Genomic DNA, 12,824 nt, shown 5'->3' with positions numbered 1-12,824 from the left:
ATGGAAACATATTGCAGTGCCGACGAAAATTGCGCTGATATTAAGAGCCGTTTTTGCAAGTTTGTTTCATGAGGGCCGCCGCCCATGCCTGTCTCTTCGACATCCGCGCTCGATGCCTTCGACCGCAAGATCCTTGAGATCCTCCAGCGCGACAATACCACGCCGCAAAGGACGATCGGCGAGGCCGTCAACCTGTCGGCGCCATCCGTGCAGCGGCGCATCAGGCGGATGACGGAGGAGGGCGTCATCAAGGCCAATATCGCGGTGATCGATCCGGCCGCCGTCGGCCAGGCGATCACCATCTTTGTCGAGGTCGAGGTCATTAGCGAAACGGCGGAGCAGATCGAGGCAGCCAAACGCGAATTCGCCGCCGCCCCGGAAATCCAGCAGTGTTACTACGTGACGGGGGAAGCCGACTTCGTGCTCGTCATCACCGTGCCCGCGATGGCCGATTACGAGGCGCTGACGCGGCGGCTATTCTTCGGCAACAACAATGTGAAGCGGTTTCGGACATTCGTCGCCATGGATAGGATCAAGGTAGGTCTCAGCGTTCCTATCTGAGGAGGCTCCGGGCCAGTGGATCGCGCCTAGACCCGGAGATATTTCGCCGTCACACGGCAATTGCCGCCGCGCCTCGCGTGCGCCTCAGCAATTGGCGCAGTGACAGGGCGTGCAGGACGAGAGACGTGGGAACGGTGAAGGCCGGAATGATGGCAGTTGGGTAGGTGCCTGTCGTCAGATTGGGATGATCGAGGGCGAGCTGCTGCAGGGGGCCGGGGGTGGTAAGGGCACCCATCGTGACCGCGACGACCAGATCGGCTATGCCGAAGAGGTTCCAGAACAGAGCCGCCCGGGTGCTGCCTGGCCGGCCGCTTGCGAGCATTGCTGCTGTCGGTAAGGCCATCAGCCCGGTGATCACGTCACCCGTGCCGGCAGGAAGGGCGAAAACGCCCGGCGTCGTCCCGGCCAGCCAGTTGGCGAGGAACACGCCGCCGATCACCCTGTAGGCCTGGAGGCCGATCAGCCAGTTGGCGGGCATAACATCGAGCAGGACACCGATCCGGTCTGAGCGCGACAAAAGCGTGATCACGATGGCCGTCGGCACGACGATCATCAGCGGCAGCAACGGGATTGAGACTGCTCCCGGCAGGAGAAGGCCATCGGCGACAATAATCCAGGCTGCGCCGTGCCAGAGGGTGAGCGGAATGGCGATCGCCAGCCAGGTCCATGTCCGCTCAGATGCCGTGAGGGAGGTGCGCGACAATCCCGCCCAGGTTCCGCCGAGCACGATGAGGTGCACTGCGATGCGCGCGACGATGATGGACAGGTCCGAGCGTTGAAGCTCCGGTATTGCGACAAGGGCAGCGAACCAGAGGCCTGTTGCGACTGCGCTGCCGGCGAATGCAAGTGTCGGGCTGGTGAAGTTAGCGGTGGTGTTCGGCGCCAAGGTGAGATCCTCCCGTTTTGGCAAAACCGGTGATGCGTTGCAGCAATCGGCGCCCGATCCACATCGAGCTTCAGGCCTGCGCTGCATTCATTCGGAGGCGTGTCACGCGCCAAAGACATCGTAACTCTTATAATAAGAGTAACTGGTCAGGCAAGCGAATTATCCGCCCGGTTTGTCGCAGGGCGGTTGTTTGCCGGGCTTTCTTGAAACGGCCGTTCCGGCAAACTAATGTGGCTCTCATGATCAGAGGAGCCAGGCGATTTCACGGGCTTCGGAAAGGGTTCGATGCGTTCGAAGGGTTTCGATGGAATGGTATGCTCGATCGCCGGCGTCATGGCGGCGATCGGCGATCGGTGGGGTATGCTTATCTTGCGCGATCTTGTCTGTGGCCTCAGCCGCTATGAGGATTTTCGCCAATCGTCTGGCGTGACCAATGCGACGCTCAGTGACCGGCTGAAGCATCTGGAAGCCAATGGCCTCATCGAGCGGCGGCGCTATCAGGTGAACCCGGAAAGGTTCGAATATCTCCTGACCCGGAAGGGCTGGCAGATCGCGCCCATCATGCCGGTGCTCGCCCAGATCGGCGACAGCCTCGGTATGTCAGGTGCATCGGGACCGCCCATGACCTTCGTCAATCGCAAAACAGGGGCGGAGATACGCTGGGGTTTCATCGATCAGAAGACCGGCGAACCGGTGAGCCCCGTGGATCTCGACATCAAGGAAGGGCCTGGCGCGGATGACGCAGTTCGGTGGCGATTGTCCCACGCCGGGGCGCGCCGTCAGGCGCTCGATGATATTCTTGCTGCCTCGGGCGAGGCAACGGATGTACAAAAATCGGATTCGTGAAGTCCATCAGCAAGCGGGAGGTGCCAATTCATGCTGATCATTTTCGGCGGTTTGCCGGGTTCGGGGAAGACGACGATTGCGCGTGCCCTGGCGAAGGAGCTTGGGGCCGTCCATCTGCGTATCGATACGATCGAACAGAATATCCGGGCCTCGGGCATGTTGAGGTCGGAGGTCGGCCCGGCAGGTTACTTGGTCGGATACGGGATTGCCGAAGACAATCTCACGCTCGGCAACATTGTCGTTGCGGATTCCGTGAATCCCCTGAAGGTGACACGGGATGCCTGGCTGTCGGTCGCAGCGCGATCAGGTGTGCCGGCCGTTGAGATAGAAATCATCTGCTCGGACCGGAATGAACATCGCCGACGGGTGGAAACGCGGGCAAGCGATGTTCCGGGGTTGGTAAAGCCTCGCTGGGAAGAGGTGACTGCACACGACTATGAGGCTTGGGGGCAAAGCCCCGTCACCATCGACACTGCGAAGCAGGGTGTGGATGAGGCTGTTGTCGCGTTGCTATCGAAGCTTGAAACTGGCCGCTATCAGAAAACACGGGAGGTCTGATATTGGCCGCCTAGGGCTTTGTATCTGTGGGAATGATCGGAACGGTGCGAAGCCTCAGGTCAGTCGGGCATATTTTTCGAAGAGGTCGGAGAAGTTCGTCGCGATCCGATAGTAGTAACCGCTCTCGATGAAATAATCGATCGCTTCGTCAGCGGATTTTCCGGCGATGCCGCCGCTGCGCATGCCATGGAAAAGCTCGCCATCGGTGTACATGATCGCGCCTGTATGGTTGCCTTCGGTGAGTTCGACGAGGGTGCAGAAGTCGCCGCCGAGGCCGACGACATGTGCGAAGGGGGTGAAACCGTAGTCGTGGAAATCCATGTCCGGGGCGAGTTCCTCGAGATCGAAATACGGATGCCCGTTGCCGATGCCAAACAGGGTGTTGATGTCCGAGAGAACGAAGGCATCGCGCTGCGCCTCTGCGGGCAGGGTGGCGATGGTGGTGTGGGGGATATGATAGTCAAGGCCGTTTTCCCGCATCAGGAAATCGCGATAGCCATCGGAAAGACTGACCTCGTGCTGCGTCTCGAATGCCGAGAGCCGCGCTTCATCCGCGCCGCCATAGCGGGCTGCGACGAGAGGGGACTTCGCAAATCTGGCGAGGGCGTCAGGGCGCCGGAACGGAATTGTGTTGTCGTTGCTCACGATGGGTTTCCTTGTTGCAAGTACGGCGCAGGCATTTAAGGCCGGGGCGGGACAGGTCAATGGCAGGTCGCTTCATTGACCTCTGACGGTATCAGGGTGCTAATGGAGCGGTATCGTCACTGCTTGCAGGCAAGGAGGACGCGATGCTGCTCAAGGGGGAACGTACCTTCGTTGTGCGCGACACGGGAGGGTTTGTCGTACATGTCAACATGCCGGGATGGATAAAGCCGAAGCCTGGGGATCATGGGCATGGGCCGCTGGCGATGGTGGTCGAATCCATCCTGCATCCGGGGCGGCTGATCGCCATGCACGAGCACCGCAATGACGAAATCATATCCTGGGTGCCTGAAGGCGTGATGCGCCATGAAGACAGAGCCCGCGGCCGGCTGGTTTGCGACAGCGGGCATCTGATGGTGATGAATGCCGGGCGCAGCTTCTGGCACTCCGAGGAAACGCTGGCCTCCGATCCGCCGCTGCGCATGCTGCAGATCCTCGTGCGGCCCGATGCTGTCGATCTCGAACCCGGCATTCAGTATGGGGCAATGCCTGACAGCGCGCCCAATCGCTGGCGGCACCTTGTCGGGCCGGAAGGGGGCGATGCGCCGTTTTTCGTGCGCAACCGGATCGATTTCTTCGATATCCGGCTGGAGGCAGGCGTGCGGGTGGATTTCCCGCATAAACAGGGGTGTGACCTCTATTTCTATGTGTTCAGCGGCGCGGTTCTCGCCGGCGAGGAGGCGTTTGGCGAAGGCGAGCAAGGGCTGCTGCTGTCGGATGAGGTGTTGAGCGTGGAGGCGACGAGCGCCTGCGTGATGGTGGCCTTCCTGCTTGATCCCCGGTCTCCCGTCACGAGGCAGGGGACGATGGCCGACACCAGGAAGATCCCGCCGCCTGTCGTGATCCGCCTCGTGAAACGGTGGCAAGGGTTGAAGCGGCTGTGGCTGCGGAAGTGAAGATAGGGGCGGACCTCAGCTCCAATATTTGACGGCATAAACAACAGTCATGACGGCGCCGGTGAGGATGACGAACCAGCGGACGACGATGGCCGGCAGCACCCGCACGAGGTAGCCACCGAGATAACCGCCCACCAGGGCGCCTGACAGCATCGTCAACGTTTCGGGCCAGTGGACGGCGCGCTGGACGATGAAGATGACAACGGCTGCCATACTGACCGAGGTGGCGAGCAGGTTTTTCAGCGCCTTGACGCGGCGGATGTCATTGGGATCGGCAATCGAGAGAACCGCCGTCAGGATGACGCCGAGGCCGGCGCCGAAGAAACCGCCATAGATCGACGAGAGGCCGAGGACGGAAAGGCCGAGACCGCGCGAGGGCTCGGCATCGCCGCGCCTTGCCTCGACCCAGGCGGCGATGCGCGGCGAGAAGAGGAAGAGCAGGGTGGCGATGCCGATCAGGGCTGGAACCGGCAAGACGAAGAGCCGCTCGGGCAAGGCAAGCAGCAGCAGCGCGCCGACGGCACCGCCGACGAGGCAGACGAGGACGGATGACCAGAGTTTGGCGTCCAACGGTAGGACCTTGCGACGATCGGCGAGGACGGCGAGCAGATGGCCCGGCACGATCGCCACCGCATTCGAGGCATTGGCAGTGACGGGCGGCAGGCCGGCTGCGAGCATGGCGGGGAAGGTGAGCAGCGTGGCGCCACCGGCGAGCGCATTGATCACGCCACCGGCTATGCCTGATACAAACAGCAATAAAACGATCGCTGGTGTCATTGGCTTGCTCCCCATCTCCCCAATGTGTCTTTCGATGCATCAGGGGCATCGCGGGGACAAGCCGCCGATAGCCTCGAGGTGTTCGCGCCGTGAAATATTCCAGGGGACTCGCTATCTGCGGACAACGGCCGGTCGTGCCTCACCCGTTTGGGTGACTTGCGCACCGTGGGCGCTCGCGCTGCCATGCGGAAACGGGGCTCAAGTTTCGGCATATCAATCGCGGGACCAACCTTGGGAGGGGAAGATGCATGATCTTACGCAGCACTCCGGTGTGGCAGTGCATTGGGAGGTGTGGCGGCAGTAGCGGCCGGGGCTGTCACCTCATCCGCTGGGCCGGCATCGGCACAGAGCACCTTGGCGCCCGATGATGCGCTGAAGGCGATGATGGAGGGAAACAGGCGCTTCATCGACGGGCGTCTCCAGTCTCTCAACGAGGACCTTTCGATCCTCAAGGCGAAGACGGCGGAAAAGCAGGAGCCTTTCGCGGCGGTGCTCTCCTGCGCCGATTCACGCGTGCCGGTGGAGTTTGTCTTCGACCAGAGCATTGGCCAGCTTTTCGTCGTGCGTGTCGCGGGAAATATCGCCACGCCCGAGATCATCGCCAGCCTCGAATATGGTGTGGCCGTTCTTGGCGTCCGGCTTCTTATGGTGCTCGGCCATACCAACTGCGGCGCGGTGAAGGCGACCATCGACGGCAAGGCCGTGCCCGGCCAGATCGGCGCCCTCTATGCGCCGATCTGGCCGGCGGTGAATGCGGCGGGCAACGACCTTGGGGCGGCCATCGATGCGAATGCGAAGATGCAGGCGACGCTGATCAGCCGAAGCTCGACCGTCATTGCCGGGGCTGCCAAAGAGGGCAAACTCAAGGTCGTGGCGGCGCGCTACGATATCGCCAGCGGCGTGGTTTCGCTGCTTGGTTAGTGGGTGCGTTTTCTTGCTGAATGGGATAGGTCTACGCCGATCAGCGCGGAGATCGCCATGTCCGGTGACACCCTTGCCCGTCCATTCGGCCGGCAAGCCTTTGGCCTTAGCCCTGAAAACTATCACTTAGCCCGGCCGCCTTATCCGCCGGCGGTGTGGGATGTGCTGCGGCAGCGGGCCGGATTGCGATCAGGTATCTCGATACTGGATATCGGTGCGGGAACCGGGCTTGCCACGGAACATCTTCTTGAACAGGAGCCGCGGCGGCTTCTGGCCGTCGAGCCGGACAGGCGGCTTGCGGAATTCCTGCGTGCGCGGCTGCATCGCCCCGAACTCGAGGTAGTCGAGCAAGCCTTCGAAGAACTGATCGAGGCGCCGCAATCATACGACCTCGTGGTGAGTGCGACGGCATTTCACTGGCTCGATGCCGTCCCGGCGCTCAGGCGTATCCATGCGCTGCTTTGCGATGGCGGCGCCGTCGCTCTGATCTGGAATGTCTTTGGCGACAGTATCAGGCCCGATCCCTTTCATGAGGCGAGTGCGCATCTCTTTGCCGGGCATCGCCCAAGCCCGTCTGGCGGAGGGACGACGCAGACGCCTTACGGGCTCGATAGCGAGGCCCGGCTCAGGGATTTCGAGGAGGCCTCATTCCACTGCGATCCGCCTGCCATGTTCGAGTGGACGCTGACGCTCGATCCGCCCGCGGTGCGGCGGCTCTACGCGACCTATTCGAATGTCGTGGCATTGGAGGCGGAGAAGCGCGAGGCGTTGCTGGACGCGCTGGAGGATCTCGCACGGAGTGATTTTGGCGGCGTCGTCACCAGAAATATGACAACGTCGATTTTCATCGCCAGGCGGACGTAGGGCTGGAGCGTCTTCTGCTGGAAAATCGAGGGAAGACGGCGTCCGTCTTCAGCCCATTGCGCTGACGGGCGGGTATCGAAACTCCCGGACAATTCTGGCGCACGGCCGCAGGCCCATGATGGCGCGCAGGCTCGCGTCAGCTCAAATCGCCGGCCCCGGCCGGATGCGGCTGCCGTCGGTGAAGCGCGAGAGCCGGAAGCGGTTGAGATCGTGGCCGGTGGGATTCCCCTGGATCAGGTCGGAGACCACGCGGCCGATGCCGGGGCCGATGCCGAAGCCGTGGCCGCTCATGCCGGTTGCGACGAAGAGGCCGGTGATGGCCTCAACGCGGTCGACGATCGGCACGATGTCGGGCATGGCGTCGATCATGCCGGCCCAGGTCGTCTTCAGGCGGACGGTTTCGAATTGCGGGAAGAGGCGCTGAAAATTGCGGCTGATGGCATCGAGGCTGGATTGTTCGGGGGCGGGGTTCAGCACGCGCATCCGCTCGAACGGGCTCTTGACATCCGCCGTCCAGTTGCGCGGGGTCGACCAGCTGTCCGGGTAACCTTCGGGGGCTGCCGCCGAATAGCGGGTGCCGAAGGGGTGGGCCATGAGCGCCGGCATATATTTCATGGCGTGGCGGAACGCGTCGGGGCCGAGATAGAGGCGGTGGCTTGCCGGCGCCAGCGTGTAGCCGCCATCCTGCCTGCGGCGGAAGGCGGCATCCGCTCCGCCTGCGGCACCTGCGTGGATTTCGGCCAGGGGCTCGGTTGCTGCGACGGTCGCCCGGACAGCAAGCTGCGGGATGGAAACGCCGTGTTTTCTGAGGAAGAGCGACGACCAGGCGCCGCCTGCGACGAGCACCGTCGAGGTCTCGATGCGGCCGGCCTCGGTCCACACACCGCTTACCTCGCCGGCGGAGATATCAAGGGTTCGCGCCGCGCAGTTTTCGATGATCGTGACACCCAGACGGGCGGCGAGCCGGGCAAGGGCAGGGACGGCGAGCCATGGCTCGGCGCGCAGGTCCGATGGCGTCGTCATCGAGCCGGCAAATTTGCGGGAGATGCCTTTGAACAAGGAGGCCGTCTGCCTGCTGTCGAGCAGGCGGGTGTCGAGATCGTAGGCGCTCGCGAGCTTCATGAAGGTTTCGAAGCCGGCCATCTGTTTGTCGGAGTTGGCGAGATAGGTGACGCCGGTCTCGTTCAGGCCGATATCCTCGCCGCATTCTGCCGCGAGCTCCTTCCACAGGCGGCAGGCTTCGATGACGATCGGCAGTTCGTCGGCATCGCGGCCCTGCTTGCGGATCCAGCCCCAGTTGCGGGAGGACTGCTCGGCAGCGATGCGCCCCTTCTCGATGAGCGTCACGGAGATCTTGCGCTTGGCCAGAAACAGCGCCGTCGTCACACCGATGACGCCGCCGCCGATGATGACGACGTCGGATGTCTTTGGAAGCGGGCCATGATGCTGGATGGGATCGTTTAGGGAGAAGGGGAAGGCTGGCAAGCTATGCGTCCTGAAGGGCTGATCGATAGGTATGAGTGCTAGAGGCTCCGGGGCGGCAATTCAAGCTGATGTCATCGCGGTTCTGGGCTTGCCCTTGGCCGATCAAGGAGAAATTTGTTGCCGACATTGCTGCCATGCCGCGACGGCAGGTTGCACAGCCGGCGGGGGAAGTGCTAGGCGAGTTTGCCGGGAAGCTTGGCCTCAGGGGGAGGCCCGGCTGCTTTGAGCTGCAAACCACGGTTGGACGATGACGACCCGCATTTATGTGATTAATCTCGACCGGTCCACGGATCGGTGGAATGCATTGTCCGATCGGGCCAAGGCCCTGCAGTTCGACCTTATTCGCATTGCCGGCGTCGATGGGCGGGAGATTGCCGCAGATCAGCGGACGGCCTGTGATGAGCGCGCCTTTCAGCGCAACAATGGCCGGACCATCCTGCCGGGCGAATATGGCTGCTACCGGAGCCATCTGAAGGTGCTCGCGGCTTTCTTGGAAACGGGCGAGGCCGCCTGCATCATCGTCGAGGACGATGTCATTTTGTCTGCCGACCTCATTGCGCGCGCCGAAGCAGCACTTGCGGCGGTGCCCGGCGCCGATGTGATCAAGCTCTTCAATCACCGTATCGTCGGCTTCAGGCCTGTCGCCACCTCGGCTATCGGCGATGAGATCGGGCGGGTAACGCATGGTCCGCAGGGGTCGGCAGCCTGCTACGCGGTGACGCGGATGGGCGCCCTGAAGCTCCTCAAGACGGTCGGCGTCATGCGATTTCCCTGGGATATCGAACTGGAGCGCGGCTGGGCATCCCGAGCGCGGGTCTACACGACCCGCCAAAACGTGACTGTCGTACAAGAGGGCGGCTCGAATATCGGGACGCGATCCGTCTACAGGGCCACCAAATTTCCCTGGTGGAGGCGATTGCCGACCTATGCGATCCGCATCGCTGAGACGGTTCGCAGAATCAACTATGCATTGAAAAAATAAGGCGCCGGGACGGAAAGCCCGGTTTTCAGGGCGGCTTTGTCGTTGCCCTTAAAGTCCATCTCAAGACTTTTTTTGGCACTTTAGCAGGCTGTTTTATCGGTGTTACGGTCGTGCATAATACTGCCGCAATTTTTCAAGAGTTACATCAGCAAGTTACCCCAAAAATGGTCGTTCTGTGGCGTAAAACTTTACGATTCTGTATAGTTACACAGTCTTGTTTGCGCTGGATCTCCGATGTAGATCATCGCCGAAACCTATCGAGAAGTGTTCCGCCAACATATCAACTCGGTCGGACATCGATCTGAGGTGTATCTTGAGTGCTCGAAACGATTTCGTGGGTGAGTTGCACCCGCGTGCCTATGAGGCTGCCGATCCCGTAGCGTCTCATAAGTTGAAAATCCTGCATGTCTTGTTCTCCTCCAGAGTTGCTGGATCGGAACGATACTGCGCTGACCTCGCCAACGGGCAGGCTGCTCTTGGACATGAGGTTCACGTTGCCGGACGATACGGTTCGCCGATTGCTGGTCTGCTCTCGAAAGAGGTTGTTTTCCACGGCTTCGCGATCCCGTTTCTGCGGGGCCTGAGGCTGCGGCGGCTGATGGGCAGGACAGGCATCGAGATCGCGCATGGGCATCTCAGCCATGGCTGCAAGGCACTTGCCGCAGCGCCTGACAGCGTCGCCAGGATCGCGACCCTGCATGTCGGCTACAAGGCCAAGCAGCACGCCTGCCTCGAGGGTGTGATCTGCGTCAACACCGCCCAGTCGACGCGGCTCGGCACATTTGACGGCCAGTCGACGCTGATCTCCAACTGGCTGCCCGATGTCAAATCGGCCGAGAGCTTCGACCTGCGTGCGCAGCTGAATTTGTCGCGCGAAACACGGCTCGTCGGCAGCGTCGGGCGTCTGCATCTCAGCAAGGGATATGATGTGCTGGTGTCTGCCTTCCGGCAGTCGGCACCCGGCAATGCCGCTCTCGTCATCGTCGGCGAGGGGCCGCATCGCGCTGCGCTGGAAAAGCTCGCCAAGGGCGATAGCCGCATCCATCTGCTCGGCCATTGCAACAATGTGGCGGGGTTTCTGCGCAATCTCGATCTTTTCGTTTCGCCGTCGCGAGAGGAATCGGCGGGGCTTGCGATCCTCGAAGCCATGCAAGAGGGACTGCCGATCATCGCCACGGCGGCCGAAGGCCCGTCGGAATATCTGCGCGAGCATCCGGTCACGCTGGTGGCACCCGGCTCTGTCGAGGAGCTCACCGAGGCGCTTGCCGATGTGCTGCGGGAACAGCCTGTTGTCCGCCTGTTGCGCGTAGGCTACGACTTGGCTCCTTTCTCTCGTTCGGCAGGTATTGCGAATGTTCTCGATTTCTATTCCCGGGTTGCCCGCGGAGCCGCAGTTCAGGCTGCGCCCGATATCGATCAGCCGCGGTTGATCTATGCGTCTGAAGCCCAAGAGTGATTTCTGGCAGGTGGGCATCGTGCCCGCATCCGCTGAGGTGCTGCTCGATGCCGAGACTTTGGCCGATTGTTCCGATCGAATTACATGGCTGCCCGATCCGGGACCATGGCGATATCTGGCCGATCCCTTCGCCGTGAAGAAGGGCGACAGCCTGCACGTCTTCGTGGAAGCCTATGACTACCACACCAAGCATGGCTTCATCGAGCGCCACGAACTGGTGGGGCCGGACCTGCAATGGCGCGGCAGGGCGGTGGTGCTCACCAAGCCTTTTCATCTCTCCTATCCCTTCCTGATCGAGCAGGATGGCGAGGTGCTGATGATGCCGGAAAGCCATAAGGCGGGGGAGGTCGCGCTTTACCGCGCCCGCTCGTTCCCCGATGACTGGGTGCGGGAAACGGTGCTCCTGACCGATTTGCCCGCTGCCGAGGCCTGTCTCATTGAGCATCAGGGCAAGTGGTGGATGTTTTACACGCTTGTCGGCGCCGGCGCGCGTGACCAGCGCGAACTGCATATCGCCTTTGCCGACAAGCTGACCGGCCCGTGGAAGACCCATCCGCAAAATCCGGTTCTGGTGGATCGCTCCGGCGCCCGGCCGGGCGGCACGCCCTTTATCGGCGCCGATGGGCAGATCATCCTGCCGGTTCAGGATTGCAGCGTCAGCTATGGCGGCGGCCTGCGCTTCCTGCGCTTCAGCCTGCTCAGCGAAACGCATGTGACCTGCGCGCATCTACCGGCCCAATTGACCGGCGGTCTCGCCACTGCCGATTATCCCGACGGCCTGCACACATTTTCTGCCTGCGGAGACCTGACGCTGATCGATGTGAAGCGTATCGACAGATCCTTCGGCCGCCATATCGTCAACCTGAAACGCAAGCTGCTGCCGAAGCCCGCCTTGTCCGCATTGGGGTGATATCGCCCGTTTTGCGCTCGCAATCTGCGCCGACACGGGTGAAACTGGACCCCAGCGGATTCGATGCGGAGGAACGGTCGGGATGCCTTGCCGGCAAGAGCGACAATGGCCTGGAGATGAGCGATGACGAAGCCGATGCTGTCGTTGCAGCTCTATTCGATGCGCGGCCTTGGAGATCTCGGCACGCAGCTCGACAAGGCGGCGAGCGCCGGTTTTGGCGCTGTCGAGCCGCTCGAAGGGCATTTGCGTGACGCGAATAACCTTCAGGCCGGGCTTGTCAGGAATGGGCTGACGGCACCATCAGCCCATGTCGGGCTGGAGGCGCTGCGCAGCGAGCGGCAGCGCTTTGTCGATGCCTGCCAGCAATGCGGTATCGGGCAGCTCTTCGTCCCGCATCCGGCACCGTCTGCGATGAAAGAAACGAAGGCGGCATGGCAGCGGATCGGCCATGAGCTGGGTACGCTTGCTGAGCAGATGAAGGAAGCGGGCATCGTGCTCGGCTATCACAACAAGATGGCAGGCTTCGACCGCACCATTGGCGGGCGCTACGGATTCGAGCTGATGTTCGATGCGGCCAAGGGCAGCCCGCTCACCTGGCAGGCGGATATTGCGTGGCTGGCGCGCGCCCAGCCGAATGCGGTCGAATGGATCAGGCGCTATGCCAGCGTGCTGGTCTCGGTGCATGTAAAGGATCAGGCGCCTGATAATGTCGATCCGGAGGAGGGCGGCTGGGCCAATGTCGGCTCCGGCGTGCTCGTCTGGCCGTCGCTGTGGCATGCGGCTGTCGCAAGCGGGGCGCGGCTCTTCGTCGTCGAGCACGATAATCCACGGCAGCCCTTCGAATTTGCGGCGCGCAGCTATGCCTATCTCAGCCGGTTTGTGACGTAGAACACCGGCCTTTGCCTGCCGCTGATCGCTGAAAATGTGGGGAGGGGATGCGGCCGGGAACAATCATCATCCCTGCTATGCCTTTAGATATG

14 protein-coding genes are annotated in these 12,824 nt (G+C 61.9%); 10 read left to right on the top strand and 4 right to left on the bottom strand.

All coding sequences use genetic code 11. The features are described from left to right. The first annotated feature begins 84 nt into the window (after positions 1 to 84). Positions 85 to 561 carry an Lrp/AsnC family transcriptional regulator gene (locus AB8B33_RS13355; RefSeq protein ID WP_007818262.1) on the top strand — a complete coding sequence of 159 codons (477 nt, stop codon included), beginning with the start codon at positions 85 to 87 and terminating at the stop codon, positions 559 to 561. Positions 562 to 610: 49 nt separating this feature from the next. Here AB8B33_RS13355 and AB8B33_RS13350 read toward each other — a convergent pair whose 3' ends face one another. Beyond that, positions 611 to 1,447 carry a hypothetical protein gene (locus AB8B33_RS13350; protein WP_310387263.1) on the bottom strand — a complete coding sequence of 279 codons (837 nt, stop codon included), beginning with the start codon at positions 1,445 to 1,447 and terminating at the stop codon, positions 611 to 613. A 285-nt stretch (positions 1,448 to 1,732) separates the two neighbouring features. Between AB8B33_RS13350 and AB8B33_RS13345 the strand changes: the two genes are divergently transcribed. Both AB8B33_RS13345 and AB8B33_RS13340 read left to right on the top strand, forming a co-directional pair. Further along, on the top strand, positions 1,733 to 2,293 hold the full coding sequence (locus tag AB8B33_RS13345; protein ID WP_439015746.1) for a winged helix-turn-helix transcriptional regulator: 561 nt from the start codon (positions 1,733 to 1,735) through the stop codon (positions 2,291 to 2,293). Positions 2,294 to 2,323: 30 nt separating this feature from the next. Next, complete coding sequence (locus AB8B33_RS13340; RefSeq protein ID WP_439015744.1) at positions 2,324 to 2,851, top strand: AAA family ATPase; 528 nt, start codon at positions 2,324 to 2,326, stop codon at positions 2,849 to 2,851. A 54-nt stretch (positions 2,852 to 2,905) separates the two neighbouring features. Here AB8B33_RS13340 and AB8B33_RS13335 read toward each other — a convergent pair whose 3' ends face one another. After that, positions 2,906 to 3,496 carry an SMI1/KNR4 family protein gene (locus AB8B33_RS13335; protein WP_439015743.1) on the bottom strand — a complete coding sequence of 197 codons (591 nt, stop codon included), beginning with the start codon at positions 3,494 to 3,496 and terminating at the stop codon, positions 2,906 to 2,908. Between the two features lie 143 nt (positions 3,497 to 3,639). Between AB8B33_RS13335 and AB8B33_RS13330 the strand changes: the two genes are divergently transcribed. Continuing rightward, complete coding sequence (locus AB8B33_RS13330) at positions 3,640 to 4,449, top strand: pirin family protein (protein ID WP_439015742.1); 810 nt, start codon at positions 3,640 to 3,642, stop codon at positions 4,447 to 4,449. A 15-nt stretch (positions 4,450 to 4,464) separates the two neighbouring features. Here AB8B33_RS13330 and AB8B33_RS13325 read toward each other — a convergent pair whose 3' ends face one another. After that, complete coding sequence (locus AB8B33_RS13325) at positions 4,465 to 5,226, bottom strand: sulfite exporter TauE/SafE family protein (protein WP_439015741.1); 762 nt, start codon at positions 5,224 to 5,226, stop codon at positions 4,465 to 4,467. Positions 5,227 to 5,517: 291 nt separating this feature from the next. Here AB8B33_RS13325 and AB8B33_RS13320 point away from each other — a divergent pair, with 291 nt between their 5' ends. Then, complete coding sequence (locus AB8B33_RS13320; protein ID WP_439015740.1) at positions 5,518 to 6,147, top strand: carbonic anhydrase; 630 nt, start codon at positions 5,518 to 5,520, stop codon at positions 6,145 to 6,147. A gap of 57 nt (positions 6,148 to 6,204) precedes the next feature. Further along, complete coding sequence (locus AB8B33_RS13315) at positions 6,205 to 7,011, top strand: class I SAM-dependent methyltransferase (RefSeq protein ID WP_439015739.1); 807 nt, start codon at positions 6,205 to 6,207, stop codon at positions 7,009 to 7,011. A gap of 141 nt (positions 7,012 to 7,152) precedes the next feature. On the opposite strand, the gene AB8B33_RS13310 is transcribed toward AB8B33_RS13315, so the two are convergent. Continuing rightward, complete coding sequence (locus AB8B33_RS13310) at positions 7,153 to 8,496, bottom strand: NAD(P)/FAD-dependent oxidoreductase (RefSeq protein WP_439015738.1); 1,344 nt, start codon at positions 8,494 to 8,496, stop codon at positions 7,153 to 7,155. 247 nt (positions 8,497 to 8,743) lie between these two features. Between AB8B33_RS13310 and AB8B33_RS13305 the strand changes: the two genes are divergently transcribed. The 4 genes from AB8B33_RS13305 (at position 8,744) to AB8B33_RS13290 (ending at position 12,732) form a co-directional block, all read left to right on the top strand. After that, entirely contained in the window at positions 8,744 to 9,478 is a 735-nt protein-coding gene (locus AB8B33_RS13305) for a glycosyltransferase family 25 protein (protein WP_310387245.1), read from the top strand. 313 nt (positions 9,479 to 9,791) lie between these two features. Continuing rightward, on the top strand, positions 9,792 to 10,934 hold the full coding sequence (locus AB8B33_RS13300) for a glycosyltransferase family 4 protein (RefSeq protein WP_439015737.1): 1,143 nt from the start codon (positions 9,792 to 9,794) through the stop codon (positions 10,932 to 10,934). Further along, positions 10,912 to 11,844, top strand: coding sequence for a glucosamine inositolphosphorylceramide transferase family protein (locus AB8B33_RS13295; protein WP_439015736.1), 933 nt, complete (start codon positions 10,912 to 10,914; stop codon positions 11,842 to 11,844). The genes AB8B33_RS13300 and AB8B33_RS13295 overlap by 23 nt, the downstream gene beginning before the upstream one ends. A 123-nt stretch (positions 11,845 to 11,967) precedes the next feature. Further along, on the top strand, positions 11,968 to 12,732 hold the full coding sequence (locus tag AB8B33_RS13290) for a sugar phosphate isomerase/epimerase family protein (protein ID WP_439015735.1): 765 nt from the start codon (positions 11,968 to 11,970) through the stop codon (positions 12,730 to 12,732). The last annotated feature ends 92 nt before the right edge of the window (positions 12,733 to 12,824 follow it).

The sequence above is a fragment of the Rhizobium sp. 768_B6_N1_8 genome, assembly GCF_051811225.1.
Lineage (GTDB): Bacteria > Pseudomonadota > Alphaproteobacteria > Rhizobiales > Rhizobiaceae > Rhizobium.
This window is presented reverse-complemented; position numbering and strand designations above follow the sequence as displayed.

Bases quoted from the DNA above. Each gene is read 5' to 3' on its own strand.
- AB8B33_RS13355 (WP_007818262.1), top strand. From the start codon at position 85: ATGCCTGTCTCTTCGACATCCGCGCTCGATGCCTTCGACCGCAAGATC.
- AB8B33_RS13345 (WP_439015746.1), top strand. From the start codon at position 1,733: ATGCGTTCGAAGGGTTTCGATGGAATGGTATGCTCGATCGCCGGCGTC.
- AB8B33_RS13340 (WP_439015744.1), top strand. From the start codon at position 2,324: ATGCTGATCATTTTCGGCGGTTTGCCGGGTTCGGGGAAGACGACGATT.
- AB8B33_RS13330 (WP_439015742.1), top strand. From the start codon at position 3,640: ATGCTGCTCAAGGGGGAACGTACCTTCGTTGTGCGCGACACGGGAGGG.
- AB8B33_RS13325 (WP_439015741.1), bottom strand. From the start codon at position 5,226: ATGACACCAGCGATCGTTTTATTGCTGTTTGTATCAGGCATAGCCGGT.
- AB8B33_RS13315 (WP_439015739.1), top strand. From the start codon at position 6,205: ATGTCCGGTGACACCCTTGCCCGTCCATTCGGCCGGCAAGCCTTTGGC.
- AB8B33_RS13305 (WP_310387245.1), top strand. From the start codon at position 8,744: ATGACGACCCGCATTTATGTGATTAATCTCGACCGGTCCACGGATCGG.
- AB8B33_RS13295 (WP_439015736.1), top strand. From the start codon at position 10,912: ATGCGTCTGAAGCCCAAGAGTGATTTCTGGCAGGTGGGCATCGTGCCC.
- AB8B33_RS13290 (WP_439015735.1), top strand. From the start codon at position 11,968: ATGACGAAGCCGATGCTGTCGTTGCAGCTCTATTCGATGCGCGGCCTT.